16 protein-coding genes are annotated in these 19,990 nt (G+C 73.3%); 4 read left to right on the top strand and 12 right to left on the bottom strand.

Translation table 11 applies throughout. The features are described 5' to 3' along the window. Positions 1 to 27: 27 nt before the first annotated feature. Positions 28 to 936 (top strand): A/G-specific adenine glycosylase, encoded by a 909-nt coding sequence (locus ACIBJE_RS21950; protein WP_396751091.1) that lies wholly within the window; start codon positions 28 to 30, stop codon positions 934 to 936. 275 nt (positions 937 to 1,211) lie between these two features. On the opposite strand, the gene ACIBJE_RS21955 is transcribed toward ACIBJE_RS21950, so the two are convergent. The 3 genes from ACIBJE_RS21955 to lysS all read right to left on the bottom strand — a co-directional run bounded on the left by ACIBJE_RS21955 (position 1,212) and on the right by lysS (position 6,361). Beyond that, positions 1,212 to 3,749 carry an ATP-dependent Clp protease ATP-binding subunit gene (locus tag ACIBJE_RS21955; protein ID WP_396751287.1) on the bottom strand — a complete coding sequence of 846 codons (2,538 nt, stop codon included), beginning with the start codon at positions 3,747 to 3,749 and terminating at the stop codon, positions 1,212 to 1,214. A gap of 649 nt (positions 3,750 to 4,398) precedes the next feature. Continuing rightward, on the bottom strand, positions 4,399 to 4,749 hold the full coding sequence (locus ACIBJE_RS21960; RefSeq protein WP_088981769.1) for an Lsr2 family protein: 351 nt from the start codon (positions 4,747 to 4,749) through the stop codon (positions 4,399 to 4,401). A gap of 103 nt (positions 4,750 to 4,852) precedes the next feature. Then, positions 4,853 to 6,361, bottom strand: coding sequence for a lysine--tRNA ligase (lysS, locus tag ACIBJE_RS21965; protein WP_396751093.1), 1,509 nt, complete (start codon positions 6,359 to 6,361; stop codon positions 4,853 to 4,855). A gap of 91 nt (positions 6,362 to 6,452) precedes the next feature. Between lysS and ACIBJE_RS21970 the strand changes: the two genes are divergently transcribed. After that, a complete protein-coding gene (locus ACIBJE_RS21970; protein ID WP_396751095.1) occupies positions 6,453 to 7,193 on the top strand; it encodes a class I SAM-dependent methyltransferase in 741 nt (246 codons plus the stop codon). A gap of 45 nt (positions 7,194 to 7,238) precedes the next feature. Here ACIBJE_RS21970 and ACIBJE_RS21975 read toward each other — a convergent pair whose 3' ends face one another. The 7 genes from ACIBJE_RS21975 to ACIBJE_RS22005 form a co-directional block, all read right to left on the bottom strand. Beyond that, on the bottom strand, positions 7,239 to 7,997 hold the full coding sequence (locus ACIBJE_RS21975) for a type III pantothenate kinase (protein WP_396751097.1): 759 nt from the start codon (positions 7,995 to 7,997) through the stop codon (positions 7,239 to 7,241). A 29-nt stretch (positions 7,998 to 8,026) separates the two neighbouring features. After that, positions 8,027 to 8,923, bottom strand: coding sequence for a carboxylating nicotinate-nucleotide diphosphorylase (gene nadC / locus ACIBJE_RS21980; RefSeq protein WP_396751099.1), 897 nt, complete (start codon positions 8,921 to 8,923; stop codon positions 8,027 to 8,029). 91 nt (positions 8,924 to 9,014) lie between these two features. Then, positions 9,015 to 10,709 (bottom strand): L-aspartate oxidase, encoded by a 1,695-nt coding sequence (locus tag ACIBJE_RS21985; RefSeq protein ID WP_396751100.1) that lies wholly within the window; start codon positions 10,707 to 10,709, stop codon positions 9,015 to 9,017. A 208-nt stretch (positions 10,710 to 10,917) separates the two neighbouring features. Further along, positions 10,918 to 11,814, bottom strand: a complete 897-nt coding sequence (locus ACIBJE_RS21990) for a septum formation family protein (RefSeq protein WP_396751102.1) — start codon at positions 11,812 to 11,814, stop codon at positions 10,918 to 10,920. A gap of 138 nt (positions 11,815 to 11,952) precedes the next feature. Beyond that, positions 11,953 to 12,378, bottom strand: a complete 426-nt coding sequence (panD, locus tag ACIBJE_RS21995) for an aspartate 1-decarboxylase (protein WP_396751104.1) — start codon at positions 12,376 to 12,378, stop codon at positions 11,953 to 11,955. Positions 12,379 to 12,437: 59 nt separating this feature from the next. Then, on the bottom strand, positions 12,438 to 13,280 hold the full coding sequence (gene panC, locus ACIBJE_RS22000) for a pantoate--beta-alanine ligase (protein WP_396751106.1): 843 nt from the start codon (positions 13,278 to 13,280) through the stop codon (positions 12,438 to 12,440). Continuing rightward, positions 13,277 to 14,242, bottom strand: a complete 966-nt coding sequence (locus ACIBJE_RS22005; RefSeq protein WP_396751108.1) for a Rossmann-like and DUF2520 domain-containing protein — start codon at positions 14,240 to 14,242, stop codon at positions 13,277 to 13,279. Before ACIBJE_RS22005 ends, panC begins: the two co-directional genes overlap by 4 nt. Before the next feature lie 206 nt (positions 14,243 to 14,448). Between ACIBJE_RS22005 and ACIBJE_RS22010 the strand changes: the two genes are divergently transcribed. Both ACIBJE_RS22010 and ACIBJE_RS22015 read left to right on the top strand, forming a co-directional pair. Continuing rightward, positions 14,449 to 15,537 (top strand): SAM-dependent methyltransferase, encoded by a 1,089-nt coding sequence (locus tag ACIBJE_RS22010; protein WP_396751289.1) that lies wholly within the window; start codon positions 14,449 to 14,451, stop codon positions 15,535 to 15,537. A 17-nt stretch (positions 15,538 to 15,554) separates the two neighbouring features. Beyond that, positions 15,555 to 16,718, top strand: a complete 1,164-nt coding sequence (locus ACIBJE_RS22015) for an NADH-quinone oxidoreductase subunit D (protein WP_396751110.1) — start codon at positions 15,555 to 15,557, stop codon at positions 16,716 to 16,718. A 20-nt stretch (positions 16,719 to 16,738) separates the two neighbouring features. On the opposite strand, the gene ACIBJE_RS22020 is transcribed toward ACIBJE_RS22015, so the two are convergent. Next, a complete protein-coding gene (locus tag ACIBJE_RS22020; RefSeq protein WP_396751112.1) occupies positions 16,739 to 18,715 on the bottom strand; it encodes a hypothetical protein in 1,977 nt (658 codons plus the stop codon). 117 nt (positions 18,716 to 18,832) lie between these two features. Further along, positions 18,833 to 19,840 carry a glycine betaine ABC transporter substrate-binding protein gene (locus ACIBJE_RS22025; protein WP_396751114.1) on the bottom strand — a complete coding sequence of 336 codons (1,008 nt, stop codon included), beginning with the start codon at positions 19,838 to 19,840 and terminating at the stop codon, positions 18,833 to 18,835. Between the last annotated feature and the right edge of the window lie 150 nt (positions 19,841 to 19,990).

Here is a 19,990-nt window from a genome sequence, read left to right on the forward strand (position 1 = left end):
GCCGGACATGGCATCATCGGCGACGCGATGACAGAACAGAGTTTCGCCGACCGGGTCAGCCGGTGGTACGAGCAGAACGCCCGCGACCTGCCGTGGCGCGGCCCCGACGTCAGCCCCTGGGCGATCCTGGTCAGCGAGGTCATGTTGCAGCAGACCCCGGTGGTACGGGTGCTGCCGGCCTGGGAGGCGTGGCTGGCCCGGTGGCCGGTGCCGGCCGCCCTGGCCGCCGAAAGCCCTGCGGACGCGATCCGGATGTGGGGACGCCTCGGCTACCCGCGCCGGGCGGTACGCCTGCACGAGTGCGCGGTGGCCCTGGTGGACCGGCACGGTGGCGAGGTGCCGGACCGGCTGGACCAGTTGCTCGCCCTACCCGGCGTGGGGACGTACACCGCGCGGGCGGTGGCGGCCTTCGCGTTCGGGCAGCGGCACCCGGTGGTGGACACCAACGTCCGTCGGGTGGTGGCGCGCGCCGTGGCCGGGGAGCCGGACGCCGGCCCGACCACCCGTCCGTCCGACCTGGTGGCGACGGAGGAGCTGCTGCCGGTCGAACCGGCCGCCGCCGCGTTGGCGAGTGCGGCCTTCATGGAACTGGGAGCGGTGGTCTGCACCGCCCGGTCGCCGCGCTGTGCGGTCTGTCCGGTGGAGCCGGTCTGCGCCTGGCGGGCCTCCGGACAGCAGGCCCCGGCCGGGCCGACCCGCCGCCCGCAGCGGTACGCCGGCACCGACCGACAGGTACGTGGGCTGCTGCTCGCGGTGTTGCGGGAGGCGACCGGCCCGGTGCCCCGGCCCCGGTTGGACCAGGTCTGGCCCGACGACGTGCAGCGGTCCCGTGCGTTGGCCGGACTGGTCACCGACGGGCTGGTGGAACCAGCCGGCGAGGCGACCTACCGACTCGTCGGCGACGCCCCCGCACCAGCCGGCCAGCCTCTCCCCTGATCCTGCTACCCGAGGACACCATCGCAACGCGGCGTACGAGCAGGGCGGCGCGCCAGAAGGGCCGCGTGGTGGCAGGGCGGCGGGCAGCGTGGGAGAGGGCGGCGTGGTAGCAGGGGTCCCCTGCTACCACCCAACAACCCCGTGCAGGACGGCACGTTGCGCCCGCTGCGACTGGGCAGGAAACAGGGCGAGGGCCCGGCGGCTTTCGCCGCCGGGCCCTCGCTCCGGTTGTCGTCGGTTCCGCAGGTGGTGAGACCTGTCGGGAGGTCCGACCGTTACGCCGCCTCGTCCGCGCCCGTGGCGGCAGTGCCGCCGAGGTCCGCCGGTACGGCGTCCGGCACGTCGACCGGCCGGTCCGCGCCCCGGAAGACGAGCTTGGACTTGTCGATGTTCTCCGGGTCGCCCTCGCAGTCCACCACCACGATCTGACCGGGGGTCAGCTCGTTGAAGAGGATCCGCTCGGAGAGGTTGTCCTCGATGTCGCGCTGGATCGTGCGACGCAGCGGACGGGCACCGAGAACCGGGTCGAAGCCCTTGACTGCCAGGTACTTCTTGGCGCTGTCGGTCAGCTCCAGGCCCATGTCCTTGTTGCGCAGCTGGGTCTCGATCCGGGCGATCATGATGTCCACGATCGAGAGGATCTCCAGCTGGCGCAGCTGGTGGAAGACGATGGTGTCGTCGATCCGGTTGAGGAACTCGGGCCGGAAGTGCTGCTTCAGCTCGTCGTTGACCTTCTGCTTCATCCGGTCGTAGTTGGACTCGGAGTCCTCCGACGCCTGGAAGCCCAGCGAGACCGCCTTGGCCACGTCCCGGGTGCCGAGGTTGGTGGTCAGGATGATGACCGTGTTCTTGAAGTCCACGATCCGACCCTGACCGTCGGTGAGTCGACCGTCCTCCAGGATCTGGAGCAGCGTGTTGAACACGTCCGGGTGGGCCTTCTCGATCTCGTCGAAGAGGACCACCGAGAACGGCCGACGCCGCACCTTCTCGGTCAGCTGGCCGCCCTCGTCGTAGCCGACGTAGCCGGGAGGCGCACCGACCAGCCGGGAGACGGTGTACCGGTCGTGGAACTCGGACATGTCGAGCTGGATCAGCGCGTCCTCGCTGCCGAAGAGGAACTCGGCGAGCGCCTTGGACAGCTCGGTCTTACCGACACCGGACGGGCCGGCGAAGATGAACGAGCCGGACGGGCGCTTCGGGTCCTTCAGGCCGGCCCGGGTACGCCGGATCGCCTTCGAGACCGCCTTGACCGCGTCCTCCTGGCCGATGACGCGCTTGTGCAGCTCGTCCTCCATGCGCAGCAGGCGGGAGGTCTCCTCCTCGGTCAGCTTGTAGACCGGGATGCCGGTCCAGTTGCCGAGGACCTCGGCGATCTGCTCGTCGTCGACCTCGCTGACGACGTCCAGGTCGCCCGCCTTCCACTCCTTCTCCCGCTGGGCCTTCTGGCCGAGGAGCTGCTTCTCCTTGTCGCGGAGCTGGGCGGCCCGCTCGAAGTCCTGCGCGTCGATCGCGGACTCCTTGTCCCGGCGGACCTGGGCGATCCGCTCGTCGAAGTCGCGCAGGTCCGGCGGCGCGGTCATCCGGCGGATCCGCATCCGGGCCCCGGCCTCGTCGATCAGGTCGATCGCCTTGTCCGGCAGGAAGCGGTCGGAGATGTACCGGTCGGCCAGGGTGGCAGCGGCCACCAGGGCGGCGTCGGTGATGCTCACCCGGTGGTGCGCCTCGTAACGGTCGCGCAGGCCCTTGAGGATCTCGATGGTGTGGGCCAGCGAGGGCTCCCCCACCTGGATCGGCTGGAACCGACGCTCCAGGGCGGCGTCCTTCTCCAGGTGCTTGCGGTACTCATCGAGGGTGGTGGCACCGATGGTCTGGAGCTCGCCCCGGGCCAGCATCGGCTTGAGGATGCTGGCGGCGTCGATCGCCCCCTCGGCGGCACCCGCACCCACCAGGGTGTGAATCTCGTCGATGAAGAGGATGATGTCGCCGCGGGTGCGGATCTCCTTGAGCACCTTCTTGAGGCGCTCCTCGAAGTCACCGCGGTAGCGGGAGCCGGCGACCAGGGCACCGAGGTCGAGGGTGTAGAGCTGCTTGTCCTTCAGCGTCTCGGGCACCTCGCCCTTGATGATCTTCTGGGACAGCCCCTCCACCACGGCGGTCTTGCCGACGCCGGGCTCACCGATCAGGACCGGGTTGTTCTTGGTACGGCGGGACAGCACCTGCATGACCCGCTCGATTTCCTTCTCGCGCCCGATCACCGGGTCGAGCTTGCCCTCGCGGGCCGCCTGGGTCAGGTTGCGGCCGAACTGGTCCAGCACGAGGCTGGTCGACGGCGCGGCCTCGCCGGTGGCGGTGCCTGCGGCGGCGGGCTCCTTGCCCTGGTAGCCGGAGAGGAGCTGGATCACCTGCTGGCGGACCCGGTTGAGGTCGGCGCCGAGCTTGACCAGCACCTGGGCGGCGACGCCCTCGCCCTCGCGGATCAGGCCGAGCAGGATGTGCTCGGTGCCGATGTAGTTGTGGCCGAGCTGAAGCGCCTCGCGCAGCGACAGCTCCAACACCTTCTTGGCCCGGGGCGTGAACGGGATGTGCCCGCTCGGCGCCTGCTGGCCCTGGCCGATGATCTCCTCGACCTGCTGACGGACGCCCTCCAGGGAGATGCCGAGGCTCTCCAGGGCCTTGGCCGCGACGCCTTCACCCTCGTGGATCAGGCCCAGCAGGATGTGCTCCGTACCGATGTAGTTGTGGTTGAGCATCCGGGCCTCTTCTTGGGCCAGGACGACAACCCGTCGCGCTCGGTCGGTGAACCGCTCGAACATGCCCTCGTGCTCCTCACGTGCCGTGCGCACTCGATCTTGATGGTCAAGACTCTTGGCGGGGCCGGTGCGCGGACGACCGGGGTGGGCGTCCGTGCCTCCTTACTCTATCGCCGCGAACCGACTTCGCTGAGGTCGTGTGTCCCCGCTGGGCGCCGGGTTCGCGTCGTTTTACCCAACCGTCCGCGCTCAGGAGGTGTTCCGGGCACCTGTCCTGTACGCGCAGAGCGAAATTCGATGGGTCGGTGGACGGGGCTGGACGGGCCTCCGGGACTCCGGACGGCTCTCCACAGGCTGTGGACAACTCTTCCACCGGTTGTGGACAACGTCCGTTCCGCCGGATTCCTTCCCGCCGTTGCGGGTCGCCACCACGACGGCCCCGTGTACCGCCACGGGCCGCCACCCGGCGGTCCCGTCAACCGCCACGAGCCGCGTCGGCGGAGCCGTGAGCCGCCGCGGGCCGCATCGGCGGTCCCACGAACAGCCACGAGCCGTGCCGGCGGTCCGCCAACCGCACGGGCCACCCCGGTGGGCCCACCAGCCGCCACGGTCACGCCGGTCGCCCGGAAACCGCCGGCCCGATGACGAACCGACGCCGGCCCGGAGCGGGTGCTCCGGGCCGGCGTCGGTGTCGCTCGGTCGAGGGTCGGCGTCAGTGGCCGGCCTTCGCGTGGAACTCGTCGACGATCTCCTGCGGGATGCGGCCCCGGTCGGAGATCTCCCGCCCCTCCCGCTTCGCCCAGTCCCGGATCGCCTTGTTCTGCGCCCGGTCCGCGGTGGCGCCGCCCCGGCCGCGCGCGGCCCGGCCGCCGACCACCACGCCTCCTCGACCGACCTTCGAGCCGGCCGCGACGTAGGGGGCGAATAGCTCCCGCAATTTGTCGGCGTTCTTGTTGGAGAGGTCGATCTCGTACTGAACGCCGTCGAGCGCGAACTTGACGGTCTCGTCGGCGTCTCCGCCGTCCAGGTCATCGACCAGCTTGTGAATGATCTGCTTGGCCACGTGCCATTCCTTTCGAGCAGGTTCTCCTGCTAACAAGAGCACAATAGCGGGCACGATGCTGACCCCGTCAATAGGACGGCGGATTCACCCACGGGTAGCCTCGCTACTCTGGGCGCACCAAGGGGAACAGGATGGTTTCCCGAATTCCCAGGCCGGTCAGGGCCATCAAGAGCCGGTCGATTCCCATTCCCATACCCCCGGCGGGCGGCATTCCGTACTCCATGGCCCGCAGGAAGTCCTCGTCGAGGCGCATGGCCTCGTCGTCGCCACGGGCCGCCAGCGCTGCCTGGGCGACCAGCCGCTCCCGCTGGACCACCGGGTCGACCAGCTCGGAGTACGCGGTGGCCAGCTCGAAGCCGAGCACGTAGAGGTCCCACTTCTCGGCCAGGCCGGGCTCGTGCCGGTGCCCCCGGGTGAGCGGGCTGGTCTCCTCCGGGTAGTCCCGCACGAAGGTGGGTTCCTGGAGGCCCGGCACCACCAGTTCCTCGAAGAGTTCCTCGGCGAGCTTGCCCGGACCCCACTTCGGGTCGACGGAAAGACCGACCTTCTCCGCGTACTGCACCAGCCGGGCGTGCTCGGTGCGGACGGTGACCTCCTCACCGAGCGCCTCGGAAAGGACACCGAAGAGCGTCACCGAGCGCCACTCGCCACCGAGGTCGAACTCCCGGCCGTCGGCGTGGGTCACCGTGGTCGACCCGGCCACCGCGACGGCCGCCTGCTGCACCAGATTCCGGGTGAGCGCGGCCATCGTGTCGTAGTCGCCGTACGCCTCGTACGCCTCGAGCATCGCGAACTCGGGCGAGTGCGAAGAGTCGATGCCCTCATTACGGAAGTTACGGTTGATCTCGAAGACCCGGTCGACGCCGCCGACCACCGCCCGCTTGAGAAACAGTTCCGGGGCGATTCGCAGATAGAGATCCGTACCCAACGCATTGCTGTGCGTCACGAATGGGCGCGCGGCGGCCCCACCGTGCAGGAGCTGGAGCATCGGGGTCTCGACCTCGATGAATCCCTTGCCGTGCAACGAGTCGCGCACGCTGCGCACCGTCGCCGCCCGCGTCCGCACCATCTGCCGGGCCTGCGGACGGACGATCAGGTCGACGTAGCGCTGCCGGACCCGGGCCTCCTCGCTGAGCGGCTTGTGCGCCACCGGCAACGGACGCAGGGCCTTGGCGGTCACCGCCCACTGCTCGACCAGCACGGACAGCTCACCCCGCCGGCTGGTGATCACCTCGCCGGTGACCCCGACGAGGTCACCCAGGTCGACCTGGCGCTTCCAGTCCTCCAGCCGCTCGGGGCCCACCCGGTCCAGGGAGAGCATCGCCTGCAACTCGGTGCCGTCCCCGTCCCGCAGCGTGGCGAAGCAGAGCTTGCCGGTGTTCCGTACGAAGATCACCCGGCCGGTGACCGCGACCCGGTCGCCGGTGGCAGTGTCGGTGGGCAGGTCGGCGTACTTCTCGCGGACCGCAGCCAGGGTGCTGGTCCGGGGGTAGCCGATCGGGTAGGGCTCGACGCCGTCGGCGAGCATCCGGTCACGCTTCTCCCGGCGGACCTTCATCTGCTCGGGAAGGTCGTCGGCGGGATCGATCGGCACGGGGTTCTGCTCGGTCACGGCATGCGTCCTCAGCGGGAGAAATCGGGTGGGTCCAAGGCACGAGCCTACTCAAGCCCCTCCGACGGCCGGCACTCGATAACCTGCCGGCATGGTCGATCCCACCCACGCGCTGTCGTTCGGCACGGCCGCCGCCGAGTACGACCGGTTCCGGCCCCGCTATCCGGACACGGCACTGCGCTGGGCACTCGACGGGCTCGCCCCGTCCGCCCGGATCGTCGACCTGGGCGCGGGCACCGGCATCCTGACCCGGGGCCTGCTCGCGCTCGGGCACCCGGTGACCGCCGTCGAACCCGACCCCGGGATGCGGGCCCGGTTCGCGGACACCACGCCCGGCGTCGCCGCCCTGGCCGGCACCGCCGAATCGGTGCCGCTGTCGGACGACCACGCCGACGCGGTGCTCGCCGGCCAGGCGTACCACTGGTTCGACCGCGAGCGCGCGCACCCGGAGATCGCCCGGGTGCTGCGGCCCGGCGGTGTCCTCGCCCTGGTCTGGAACCTGCGCGACGACCGCACGCCGTGGGTGACCGAGCTGAACCGGATCGCCGAGATCGGCGACACCGTCGACCACCTGCTCGCGAGCCTGACCGACCTCGGCCCTGAGTTCGCCGCCCCGGAGTGGGCCGAGTTCCCGCACACCACCGTGCTCACTCCGGACGAACTGCTCGGCATGGTCCGCACCCGCTCGCACTACCTGACGGCGGAGCCGGAGCACCGGCGAAGGGTCGACCGGGAACTGCGCGAACTGCTCCGCTCCCATCCCGACCTGGCCGGTCGGGGGACCCTCGCCCTGCCGTACCGGACGTTGGTGCTCCGTGCCCGCCGGCGCTGAACCCGACCGGCCCCGCGAGAGCCGGCCCTGCGGACCCGGGCGGCCTCAGACGTTGCGTTCGTAGACCATACGGAGACCGATCAGGGTGATCATCGGTTCGTGATGGGTGATCGTGCGGCACTCGTTGATCACCAGCGAGGCCAGCCCACCGGTCGCGATCACCGCCTTGACCTCGCCCAGCTCCTCGGTCATCCGCTCGACGATCCGGTCCACCTGGCCGGCGAAGCCGAAGTAGAGACCGGACTGGAGGCACTCCACGGTGTTCTTGCCGATCACCGACCGGGGCTTCGTCGCCTCGACCTTGCGGAGTTGGGCCGCCCGGGCGGCGAGCGCGTCGAAGGAGATCTCGATGCCCGGGGCGAACGCGCCGCCCAGGAACTCGCCCCGACCGCTGATCACGTCGAAGTTGGTGGTGGTGCCGAAGTCCACCACGATCGACGGCCCGCCGTAGAGGGTGTACGCGGCGAGCGTGTTGACCACCCGGTCGGAGCCGACCTCCTTGGGGTTGTCGATGGCGAGCTGCACCCCGGTGCGCACCCCCGGCTCGACGACGACACTGGGCAGGTCGTCGTAGTAGCGCGCCAGCATGGTCCGGAGCGAGCGGAGCGCGGCGGGCACGGTGGAGCAGGCGGCGACCCCGGTGATCTCCACCGCGTCCCCGGCGAGCAGGCCACGGAACATCAGCCCCAGCTCGTCCGCGGTCGAACGGGCGTCGGTCTTGATCCGCCAGGAGTGCACCAGCCGGTCACCGTCGAAGGTCGCCAGCACGGTGTTGGTGTTTCCGATGTCGATGCAGAGCAGCACGCACGCAGCCTAGACAACGTCCGGGGCGGTCACTCCGCGCGCAGGTCCAACGCGATGTCCAGGATCGGCGAGGAGTGGGTCAACGCGCCCACCGAGAGATAGTCGACGCCGGTGCTGGCGTACTCGGCGGCGACGTCCAGCGTCAGCCCACCGGTCGCCTCCAGCTCGGCCCGGTCCCCCACCGCGGCCACCACCTCGGCCAGCGTCGCCGGGGACATGTTGTCCAGCAGCAGGAAGTCCGCGCCGGCCTCGACCGCCTCCACCGCCTCGGCCAGCGTGTCCACCTCCACCTGCACCGCCACGTCGGGGAAAGTCTCCCGCACCCGCCGGTAGGCGGCGGCGATCCCGCCGGCCGCGAACTTGTGGTTGTCCTTGATCATGGCGACGTCGTGCAGGCCCATCCGCTTGTTGGTGCCGCCGCCGGCCCGCACCGCGTACTTCTCCAGGGACCGCAGCCCCGGGGTGGTCTTCCGGGTGTCCAGCACCATGGCCTTCGTGCCGGCCAGCACGTCCGCCCAGGCCCGGGTGTGGGTGGCCACCCCGGACATCCGGCACAGCAGGTTGAGCGCCGTCCGCTCGGCGGTGAGCAGCGACCGGGTCGGGCCGGTGGCCGTGGCCAGCACGTCGCCGCGCGCCACCCGCGCGCCGTCGGCGGCCACCAGGGACACCTCGACCGTACGGCGGTCGCCGGTCACCGGACCGACCAGCTCGAACACGGCCGCCGCGACGGCCAGCCCGGCGACCACCCCGTCCGCCCGAGCCACCAGGTCGGCCGTGTCGGTCTGCTCGGCCGGGATGGTGGCGAGACTGGTGACGTCCCGGAACTCCGGGCCGAGGTCCTCACGCAGGGCGGTCTCGACGATCCGCCGCACCTCCGCCGGGTCGAGCCCGGCCTCCCGCAGCGCTTGCTCCGTCCACTCTTTCACCGAACCTCCTCGATTCGCGACTGCCGGGTTCGCAGGATCGGCTCACTCCACAAGCGGCCTCCTCCGTTCGCGACCGCGCGCCACCTCAGGCTCACGCGGACGCCGCCCACCGGTGGGTCAGCCGGCCGCCCGTTCCGATCGACCCGACCAGGTGGCCGCGCCACGTCTCGTCGGCCGTCGGGAAGTCCTCCCGCCAGTGGCAACCCCGGGTCTCCCGACGGGCGTACGCGGCGGCGACCAGCGTCGACGCCACCGTGATCAGGTTCGTCGCCTCCCAGCTCGCCGTGCGGGGTTCGCCCCGGCCCGCGCCGAGTTCGGTCAGCGTTCCCGCCGTCGCGGCCAGGGTCTCCGCCGAGCGGAGCACCCCGGCCCCCCGGGTCATCGCCCGCTGCAGCACCGGAGTCACCTCCGCCGGCACCACCCAACCGCTCCCGCCCCGCCACGCGCCGGTCGGCGCGGGCTGGGCCTGCTCAGGCAGCCCCCGGGCGATGTCCTCGGCGATCCGTCGGGAGAAGACGAGCCCCTCCAGCAGCGAGTTGCTGGCCAACCGGTTGGCCCCGTGCACACCGGTGCAGGCCACCTCGCCACAGGCGTACAGGCCGGAGATGGAGGTCTGGCCGCGCAGGTCCGTGCGGACGCCGCCGGACGCATAGTGGGCGGCCGGCGCGACCGGGATCAGGTCGGTCGCCGGGTCCACCCCGATGGCCAGACAGGAGGCCACGATGGTCGGGAACCGGCGGGCCAGGTGCGCGCCGCCCAGGTGCCGGGCGTCGAGGTAGACGTGGTCCGCCCCGGTGGCCAGCAGCACCCGGTGGATGCCCTTGGCCACCACGTCACGGGGGGCCAGCTCGGCCAGCTCGTGCTGCCCCACCATGAACCGCTTGCCGTCCGCGTCGACCAGGTACGCGCCCTCGCCCCGCAGCGCCTCGGAGACCAGCGGCTGCTGGGCGTGTCCAGCCCCGGGCACCCGGGCCCGCTCCGGGACGATCAGCGCGGTCGGGTGGAACTGCACGAACTCGACGTCCGTGACGGCCGCCCCGGCCCGCAGGGCCAGCGCGACACCGTCCCCGGTCGACACGGCCGGGTTCGTGGTCGCCGCGAAGATCTGGCCCATGCCGCCGGTGGCCAGGACGACCGCGCGGGCCAGGATCGCGCCGACGCCGTCCTCGCTCCCCTCGCCGAGCACGTGCAGGGTGATCCCGCAGGCCCGGCCGAGCCCGTCGGGGCCGTCCCCGGGAGCCCGGAGCAGATCCAACACCAGGGCGTGCTCCACCAGGCGGATCCACGGGTCGCGGCGCACCGCCGCGTGCAGCGCCCGCTGCACCTCCGCCCCGGTGGCGTCGCCTCCGGCGTGCACGATCCGGTCCGCCCGGTGTCCGCCCTCCCGGGTCAGCATCAGCGACCCGTCCGGGTGCCGGTCGAACTCGGCCCCGATCCGCATCAGCTCCCGCAGCCGGGTCGGCCCCTCCTCCACCAGCACCCGCACCGCCGCCGGGTCACAGAGCCCCACCCCGGCGACCTCGGTGTCGTACGCGTGCGCGTCCGGCGTGTCCGCCGGGTCGAGCACGGCGGCGATGCCCCCCTGCGCCCAGCGGGTCGAGCCCTCGTCGATGTTCACCTTGGTGACCACGGTGACGTGCAGCCCCGCCTCCCGCAGGTGCAGCGCGGCGGTCAGGCCGGCGACCCCGGATCCGACCACGATCACGTCGGTGGTCTCCACCCAGCCGGGCGCGGGCGCGGCCAGCAGCTCGGGAACGCCGGGCAGCGCGACGGTCGACAGCTCCATGGGCACAGTCAACCGCGTCTGCCCCGGTAGCGCAGCGGCGGGGCCGCACCGAGTGGCGCGGCCGACCCTCCAGCCAGGCTGCCGCGCTCGCCGGGGGCGGCAGCGGAGGCCGGTGGTTGCAGGGGGCCTTCCTACTCAGAAAGCGTGAGGAGGGGACCCCTGCAACCAAACCTGGGCGGGCAGCTGCAACTCCCCGGCGAGGAGGCGGTCAGCGGGTGCGGACGGGCAGGACGGTCGGGCCGGCGCCCTTGAGCGAGCGGGTCACCGTGCGGTCGCTGAGCCAGAGGTAGCAGCGGACCCCCCGGTCGCCGGCCTTCCAGCGGGCCGCGCCGGGCGGGCGTACCACCAGGTCGGTGCGGAACTGCAGGTAGCCGTCGACCGGCAGGCCGGCGTAGCGGGCGAGGACCGACCGGCAGCCGCTGTAGAGCGGGGCCCAGTCGCCGGGCTTCACCGGGTACGGGCTCTCCGGGGCCTTCCACACCCCGACGAACTCCGCGTTGTGCGCCTTCACGCAGTCGGCCGGGGTGACCGTCTGTACGCCCAGCTCCGGGCCGGTACGCGCGTTCTGGCAGCCGAGTCGCAGTGGGGAGGCCCCCTTCAGGGCGTCACGCAGGCTGCCGGTGCGCAGCACCGTCCGGGCGGCCCGTTCGACGGTGTCGACCTCGGTCAGGTCGCACCGGTACCAGCGGGCACCGGCCGCCCAGCCGACCTTGGACGGCAGCGCCACGCCGAGCCGCAACCGACCGGCCCGCCACTCGTCACCCACGTACGTCGAGGTGCGGGTGTCGCAGTCGGCGAAGGCGGCCCGCATCGACGGCGAGTCGACGGCCGGAGGGGCGGTGACCGTAGCGGGGAAGGTGCCCACGTGCGCGGTCTCGACCCGGTGCGGGACGCCGCAGTCCACCGGTTCGAAGGTGGCGGGCGTGACCACGTCGGCGAAGTCGGCCACCTGGCAGGCCCCGGCCGGTGGCACGAACGGCCCGGGGGCGGCCAGGGCGGCCCAGTCGTCGACCAGGTCACCGTCCAGCCCACCGGCGTCGGCACAGCCGGCCAGCAGGGTGGCCGTCAGCAACGCCGCAGCCAGGGTGCTCCTCGCACGGCGCATCGCGGCCTCCCCCAGCCAGCGGCCGTCGCCCCCGACGGCGCGCGGTAAGGGTAACCAGAAATGACCCTCCGGTAACAGACCGGATTCGTGGGCCGGAACCGGACGACCCGCGCCGACGGGCCGACAGCGGCCGGGTGGTCAGCGGGCGGCCAGCAGGTCCCCGCGTACCGGGTCGCCGACCATTCCAGGGGCCACCCCGGCCGGATCGGCACCCAGCTCGATGACGCGGTTGTCGGCGTCGACGTGCACCACCCGGGGCTGGTACGTCCGCGCCTCGGCGTCGTCCATCTGCCCGTACGAGATGAGGATGACCAGGTCACCGGGGTGCACCAGATGCGCTGCGGCACCGTTGATGCCGATCACGCCGCTGCCCCGCTCGCCGGGGATGACGTAGGTCTCCAGCCGCGCGCCGTTGGTGATGTCCACGATCGCCACCTGCTCGCCGGGGAGCAGGTCGGCGGCGTCAAGGAGATCCTGGTCCACCGTCACCGAGCCGACGTAGTGCAGATCGGCCTGGGTCACCGTGGCCCGGTGGATCTTCGACTTCAGCATCGTGCGGTACATCGGGGTCGCCTTTCGCGCATCGGGTGCCGGACCGGGCCGGCCAGGCCCGGGTGGGATGGTCATCGGGGGTCGAGCCGGATCGCCATGTTGTCGATGAGCCGCGTCGTGCCGACCCGGGCCGCGACCAGCAGTCGGGCCGGGCCGGTGACCGGGCCGGGTTCGAGGTCCGGGTCGGTGAGCACCAGGTAGTCCAGTTCCACGTCCGACCGGTCGTCGAAGACGGCGTTGGCGGCGACCAGCACGTCGGGGGCGGTCGCGCCGTCGGAGGCGGCCAGCGAGCCCGCGTGCAGCGCCGCCGACAGGCTCCGCGCGGTGACCCGCTCGGCCGGGGACAGGTAGCGGTTCCGGCTGGACAGGGCCACCCCGTCCGGCTCGCGGACCGTCGGTACGCCGACCACCCGAACCGGTACGTCGAGGTCGCGGACCATCCGCCGGACCAGGGTGAGCTGCTGGTAGTCCTTCTCACCGAAGAAGGCGAGGTCAGCCCGGGTGAGTTGGAGGAGCTTCAGGACCACGGTGAGCACCCCGTGGAAGAAGCCGGGGCGGCTCTCCCCCTCCAGTTCGCCGCCGAGCCGGCCCGGGTCGAGCCGCACCAGGGGCGCCCCGTCCGGGTACATCTCCGCCGCCGAGGGGGCGAAGACGAGGTCCGCCCCGGCCCGCCGGCACACCTCGAGATCCTCGTCGAGGGTGCGCGGGTACCGGTCGAAGTCCTCGTTCGGGCCGAACTGCAACGGGTTGACGAAGATCGTCACCAGCACGTGGTCGGCCTGCTCCCGGGCCGCCCGCAGCAGCGACTCGTGCCCGCTGTGCAGGGCACCCATGGTCATCACCACTCCGACCGTGCCGGTCAGGGCGGCCCGCGCCGTCGCCAGTTCCGCGCGGGTGTGCACCACCGCGGTCACGCCACCGCCTCCCTGCGCACGCCAGCCAGCACCCCGAGCAGCGACTCCGCGTCGACCGGACGCAGCCGCCCGGCGGCGATCGCCCGGTCGGCGGTCCGCCGGGCCAGGGCCAGGTACGCCCCGACCGAGTCCGGCGCGGTCGCCGCCAACCGCTCGAGATGCCGCGCGACGGTGCCCGCGTCGCCGCGCGACACCGGGCCGGTCAAGGCGTCGTCCCCGAGCCGCAGGGCGTTCTCCAGGGCCGCCCGCAGCAGCGGGCCCAGCACCCGCGCCGGTTCGTCCACCCCGGCGTCGCGCAGCCGGTCGGCCGCCTCGTTGACCAGGGTGACCAGGTGGTTCGCGCCGTGCGCCAGGGCCGCGTGGTACAGCGGCCGGTCGGGCTCGGCGATCCACTCGGGCACGCCGCCGAGGTCGGCGACCAGCCGGGCGGCCAGCGCCCGCAGCTCCGGCGGGGCGGTCACCCCGTACGAGACGCCGGGCAGGCGGTCGAGGTCGTCGGGCGTACCGGTGAAGGTCATCGCGGGGTGCAGCGCCAACGGTTGGGCCCCCACCTCGGCGGCCGGGGCGAGCGCGCCCAGCCCGTGCGCGCCGGAGGTGTGCGCGACCACCTGGCCGGGGCGGAGGACGCCGCTCTCGGCGAGCCCGGTCACCACGGCGGTGAGCGCGTCGTCCGGAACCGCGACGAGCAGCAGGTCGGTGGCGGCCCGGGCGGTCGCCAGCACCGGGCGGCGCGGGACCTCGGGCAGCAGTCGGGCGATCCGGGCGGTGGACGCGGTGGAGACACCGGCGGCGGCGACCACCCGGTGACCGGCGGCGGTGAACGCCGCGCCCAGCACGGCACCGACCCGGCCGGCACCGATCACGCCGACGGTGAGGTGGCGGGGAAAGAGAGGGACGGAGCCCGGCGGTACGGCGGCGGCGCCGGTGGGCGCGCCGGGACGCGGGCGCAGGGATGCGCTCATGGCGATGATCCAGTCCTCGAAGGTGGGGTACCGGTCAGCGCAAGTATGCGCCGTGGTCAGCGGACGGCACAGACAGGTGTGAAAACGTTCACCGGCACGGGTCGGCCCGTCCCGGGCGGAGCGGACGGCCCGCTGACCGTAGGGTCGGCACGGTGACCCCACCTCGACCCGGAACGGACCTGACGGGCGCCGGTTGGCGGGCGGCGATGACCACGGCGCTCTATGGCCCCGGTGGCTTCTTCGTGGCCGGCACCGGCCCGGCGGCGCACTTCCGGACCAGCGTGCACGCCTCCCCGGTGTTCGGTGCGGCGCTGCTGCGGCTGGTCGAGAGGGTCGACGCGGCACTCGGCCACCCCGACCGGCTGGACGTGGTCGACGTCGGCGCGGGCCGGGGTGAACTGCTCACCACCCTCGCCCGGCTCGTCAACGCCCGTACGGCGGACGAGACCGGCCGCCGCACCGACCGGGCCGGTCACCGGACACACGAGGCCGGTGGGGAACGACCGGCGGACGGCACCGGGCCGCCGCCGCTGGTCGACCGGCTCCGGCTCACCGCCGTCGAGGTGGCACCCCGGCCCGCCGGGTTGTCGCCCGCCGTCGGCTGGCGGGACCGGGTGCCGGACGGGATCACCGGCCTGCTGCTGGCCACCGAGTGGCTGGACAACGTGCCGCTGGACGTCGCGGTGGCGACCGACGACGGCTGGCGCACCGTGCTGGTCGACCCGGCCGGCGTCGAGTCGGTCGGCGGGCCGGTCGACCCCGCCGACGCCGAGTGGCTGGCGACCTGGTGGCCGGCGGCGGTCCCCGGCGGGCGGGCCGAGATCGGGCGGACCCGCGACCTGGCCTGGGCGGCGGCCGTACGCGCGGTCGGCCGGGGACTCGCCCTGGCCGTCGACTACGGTCACCTGCGCTCCGGCCGGCCGCTCGACGGGACGCTCACCGGGTACCGGGCCGGGCGACAGGTGCCGCCGGTGCCGGACGGTTCCTGCGACCTCACCGCGCACGTCGCCGTGGACGCGGTCGGCGTCGCCGGCTCGGCGGTGGCCGGTGCGCCGTACACGCTGCGGGGTCAGCGGGAGGCGCTGCGGGCGCTCGGGGCCGACGGCGGCCGACCGCCGCTGGCCCTGGCCGCCACCGACCCGGCCGGCTACGTCCGCGCGCTGGCCGCCGCGTCGGCGGTCGCCGAGTTGACCGACCCGGCCGGGCTCGGCGGGCACTGGTGGCTGCTGCAACCGGTGGGCATCCCCGCGCCACCGCTGACACCGTCCGGCTGTGCCCCGCCGCCGGCCCCCTGAGCCGTGTCCGTGGCACGATGTCGGACATGACCACCGACGCCGGGAGCCTGCGTGAGTTGACCGTCGGCACCGGGAGCGGTCTGGACACGGCCGACATGGTGCTCAACATCGGCCCGCAGCACCCCTCCACCCACGGGGTGCTCCGACTCAAGCTGGTGCTCGACGGCGAGCGGGTCGTCGCCTGCGAGCCGATCGTCGGGTACATGCACCGCGGGGCCGAGAAGCTCTTCGAGGTCCGCGACTACCGACAGATCATCGTGCTGGCCAACCGGCACGACTGGCTGTCGGCCTTCTCGAACGAGTTGGGCGTGGTGCTCGCCGTCGAACGGCTGATGGGGCTGGAGGTGCCGGAGCGGGCGGTCTGGCTGCGTACCGCGCTCGCCGAGCTGAACCGGGTGCTCAACCACCTGATGTTCCTCGGGTCGTACCCGCTGGAGATCGGGGCGATCACCCCGATGTTCTACGCCTTCCGGGAACGGGAGACGCTCCAGACGGTGCTGGAGGAGGTCTCCGGCGGCCGGATCCACTACATGTTCAACCGGGTCGGTGGGCTCAAGGAGGAGGTGCCGGCCGGCTGGACCGGCCGCGCCCGGGCCGCCATCGACGAGGTACGCCGCCGCCTGCCCGACCTGGACCACCTGATCCGGCGCAACGAGATCTTCCTGGCCCGGACGGTCGGGGTCGGGGTGCTCTCCGCCGCCGACGCCGCCGCGTTCGGCGCGTCCGGTCCGGTCGCCCGCGCCTCCGGGCTCGACCTCGACCTGCGCCGTGACGAGCCGTACCTCGCCTACGGCGAGTTGGACGTGCCGGTGGTCACCCGCACCACCGGGGACTGCCACGCCCGCTTCGAGGTGCTGCTCGACCAGGTGTACGTCTCACTCGACCTCGCCCAGCAGTGCCTGGACCGGGTGGACCGGCTCACCGGACCGGTCAACACCCGGCTGCCGAAGGTGGTCAAGGCTCCCGAGGGGCACACCTACGCCTGGACCGAGAACCCGCTCGGCATCAACGGCTACTACCTGGTCTCCCGGGGCGAGAAGACGCCGTGGCGGCTGAAGCTGCGCACCGCGTCGTACGCCAACGTGCAGGCGTTGGCCACCCTGATCCCCGGCTGCCTGGTGCCCGACCTCGTGGCGATCCTCGGCTCGATGTTCTTCGTGGTCGGCGACATCGACAAGTAGCGGTCGGGGCGGGCGTCCGGTCAGCGCCAGCGTTCCGGTGAGTCGTCGGCGCGTCCACCGTGCTCCCGGGAGGGCCGGCCGTACCGGTCCGGGTCGGGCTCCGACCGCCGGCCCCGGGACGACGGCTCCGGCCAGTCGCCGGCCTGCCTCCGGTCGCGCGGCGGCGACCACTCCGGCTCGGCGGGCGGCGTCGACCAGCCGGGTGCCGGCTCGGATCCGCGCGGCGTCGACCATCCGTCCGCTCCACGGCCGCCCCGCGCGGGTCGCCACTGCTCCGGCACCGGCACCCCGCCCGGCGGCAGGGCCCGGTCCGGGTCGGGCCGGTGGCCGTCCCGGCGGGAGTACTCCGGACCAGCGCCACGGCCCGGCTCGTCCCGGTCGTACCCGTCGTCCGGGTGCCCGCGCCGGGGCCGCCGGACGGCCGCCCAGTGGTCCTCCACCCGCAGTTCGGTGCCGTCGCCGTCGGCGTGCACCGCCGCCCGGCGTTCGCCCATCCGCAGTTCCCGGCCGTGCTCGTCGTCGCGGACGGACGCCCACCTGCCGCCGGCGGAGACCTCGGACCAGTCGTCGGCACCGGCCTCCGCCGACGGGTACGCCCGGCCGGGGACCCGATCCGCCGCGCCCCGCCGGGACCGGCTGTCACCACCGGTTGGCCCGGACCGCTCCCCGCCCGGGTGTGCGTACCGCTCGTCGGCACCGGAGGTGTACCGGCCACCGGCCGAGGTTCGCCAGTCCGGGTCCGGACCACCGCCGTGACCGGGCCAGTCTTGGGTTTCGCCCGGCCCCGACCGGTCTTCCTGGCCGGACCAGGGCCGCGCTGCGTCCGGACCCGGCCCGGTCGGCGGGGCGTCCCAGGAGCGGTCGTGCTGTCCCGGCGGGGGCCCCGGCCGTGCCGACCCGCGCGGACGGCCCGGTCGGGCATGGTCCTCCCGGGGCGGGTAGCCGTCCCACCGGTCTCGCTCCGGGCCGCCGTGCCCCGTCCAGGACTGCTCCTCCGGTGGCGTCCACCGGCCGTAGCCGTCGCCCGGCCCCCGGTCCGGGGCGGCGCCGTCGACGATGGTGTGCCGGGTGGTCACGTGGACGGTCTCGGTGTGCCGCACCACGCCGACCGGGCGGGACGGCACCTCCGGACCGGACGCGGGCCCGGGACGGGCGTCGGGTGCGTCGGAACGCGGCGGCCCGCCGTACACCCCGCCGGCCGGACGCTCGGCGGCGTACCCGGACGTGGCGCGGGGCCGGGTGGCCGGCTCCTGGTCGGCGTACCAGTCCTCGGCCGCCCCGTGGTCGCGGTACGGCTCCCCGTCCGGCTCGGGGGCCCGTCGACGCCCGGTGGCGGGCTCCGCCGAACGGCGGCGACCGTCCTCCGGGCCGTCCGCGCGACGCCGGCTGCCCGGCGGCTCCCCGATCCGGCGGCGGTCGTCCTCCGGGTCCACCGGCCGGCGGTCGTCCTCCGGGTCCCCGGCCCGACGCCGGCCCGGTGCGGACCCGGCCGACCGGTGGTCGGTCATGGCGGCCCGACGCGGGCCGTGGTCCCGCCCCGCGTCCTCCGGTTCCGGCTCGTCGGCGGCCGGTCGGATCGGATCCGTCCCGGCCACGCCGGCCACCGCCACCCGCGCCCGTCCGGCCCGGGGCTCGGCGGCCGGCACGTGCGGTCCCTCGCCGGTCCGGCCCTGGGGCGCCGCCGGTTCGGCGGGCCACCGGGCCGGCTCGACCCCCGGAGGGGCGGAGTGGGCGACGGCGGCGAGTTCGGCCCGCAACTCGTCGATCTCGTCGGCGAGCTGCCGCACCTCGGCGGCGGCATCCGGGCGGAGGGTGATCGACAGGCCGATCATGGCCATCGCGGCGATCGCCAGCACGGCGGCGACGCGCAGCAGACCGTTGCCGTTGGCGACCAGCAGCAGCAACGCCGCGAGCGCGGCGACCGCCAGACCGGCCCGGAACAGGAGGGTCAGCCGCGACGGGGCACGTTTGTCGTCCAAAGGGACCGGAACGGGCATGGGTGTGCAGCCTACCGAGCATTCCTGGGACGAAAAAGGCCGACGGCACCCGAAACCGGGCACCGTCGGCCCGACGGCACGGACCCGCGCGCCGGACGGGCCGACGCGCGGGCGGACTCAGCTCGCCGCGAGCGCCCCGTCCGAGGAGAGGACCATGCCCACGCTGGCGGCACCGGTCTTCAGGGCGTTCTTGGTCTGCGGGCCGGCCGCGTCCAGGGAGCTGAACGAGCCGGCCTTGAAGTTGTAGACCTCGACGAGGCCTGCCTGGCACTTCGGCCGCTGCGGGCACTCCGGCGGACCGGCGAGGACCGTGTCGGCCCCCGAGCACTTCTCGGCGAGCTGGGTGAGCGTGGTCACGCCGTACTTGTCGGCGAAGGCCTTGGTGACCGCGAAGGCGTTCTGGTCCTGGGCGGCCGAGGGCGTGCCGAAGGTAAGGCCGGCCTTCTCCCCGGCCGCCTTGAGCGCGGTCACGGTCTTCTCCAGGTCGGGCGAGGAGACCGGCTGGGCGTCCTTGCCGTTAGCCTTGGTGTTGAGGAACTCGGCCAGGGTCGCCGCGTACTCCGGGACCACCTGGATCTCGCCCTTCTCCAGGGCCGGCTCGTACAGCTCCCGGCTGCCGATCTGCTGCACCTTCACCTGGTATCCGGCGGCGGTGAGCACGATCCGGTACAGCTCGCCGAGGGTCTGGTTCTCGCTGAAGTTGGCCGCCCCGACCACGATCGGGCCACCGGGCCCCTTGGCGATGCCGTCGGTCAGGTTGTTCGCCGTGGCGAACTCCTCGGCGGCTGCCTTGGGGGTCTTGCGGTCCACGTCGACGGCCTTGTTCAGCGCGATCAGCTTCGGCGTGTCCAGCGCCGCCGAGACCTTGTCGAGCGCGGCCACGAGCTGCGGGTTCGCCACCTTGGCGTTGATCGCCGGAATGACGTTGTCGGTGTTCTGGAGCTTCTTGTCGTCGTCGAGGACGACCAGCTGGTCACCGGCGACCGGGGCGCAGCCCGCGCCGGAGGCCCCGGCCTCGGGAGCCTCGGTGCCGGAGGAGCCCGCGTCACCGCAGCCGGTGAGGATTCCGGCCGCGGCGAGGGCGCCCACTGCGCCGATCGCCAGTCGAGTACGTGCGCGCAGCATCAGCCCGCCTCCTGTGTCCCGGCGCGACCCGTCCGGGCCGGCCGCGTGTCCGACGGGCGATCGTCCTGCCGCCCGTGTGTCCGTTCTCCGCGTCGGTCTCTCGCGGGAACCCCACGAGACATCCTCGCGGATTCACGCGAGGCGCACTCG

Origin of the sequence: Micromonospora sp. NPDC050187 (assembly GCF_044459745.1) — a bacterium.
GTDB lineage: Bacteria > Actinomycetota > Actinomycetes > Mycobacteriales > Micromonosporaceae > Micromonospora.

Bases quoted from the DNA above. Each gene is read 5' to 3' on its own strand.
- ACIBJE_RS22025 (WP_396751114.1), bottom strand. From the start codon at position 19,840: ATGCTGCGCGCACGTACTCGACTGGCGATCGGCGCAGTGGGCGCCCTC.
- ACIBJE_RS21985 (WP_396751100.1), bottom strand. From the start codon at position 10,709: ATGGAGCTGTCGACCGTCGCGCTGCCCGGCGTTCCCGAGCTGCTGGCC.
- ACIBJE_RS22015 (WP_396751110.1), top strand. From the start codon at position 15,555: ATGTCGGACATGACCACCGACGCCGGGAGCCTGCGTGAGTTGACCGTC.
- panD (WP_396751104.1), bottom strand. From the start codon at position 12,378: ATGTACCGCACGATGCTGAAGTCGAAGATCCACCGGGCCACGGTGACC.
- ACIBJE_RS21955 (WP_396751287.1), bottom strand. From the start codon at position 3,749: ATGTTCGAGCGGTTCACCGACCGAGCGCGACGGGTTGTCGTCCTGGCC.
- ACIBJE_RS22020 (WP_396751112.1), bottom strand. From the start codon at position 18,715: ATGCCCGTTCCGGTCCCTTTGGACGACAAACGTGCCCCGTCGCGGCTG.
- ACIBJE_RS21970 (WP_396751095.1), top strand. From the start codon at position 6,453: ATGGTCGATCCCACCCACGCGCTGTCGTTCGGCACGGCCGCCGCCGAG.
- ACIBJE_RS22010 (WP_396751289.1), top strand. From the start codon at position 14,449: ATGACCACGGCGCTCTATGGCCCCGGTGGCTTCTTCGTGGCCGGCACC.
- ACIBJE_RS21950 (WP_396751091.1), top strand. From the start codon at position 28: ATGACAGAACAGAGTTTCGCCGACCGGGTCAGCCGGTGGTACGAGCAG.
- ACIBJE_RS22005 (WP_396751108.1), bottom strand. From the start codon at position 14,242: ATGAGCGCATCCCTGCGCCCGCGTCCCGGCGCGCCCACCGGCGCCGCC.
- ACIBJE_RS21990 (WP_396751102.1), bottom strand. From the start codon at position 11,814: ATGCGCCGTGCGAGGAGCACCCTGGCTGCGGCGTTGCTGACGGCCACC.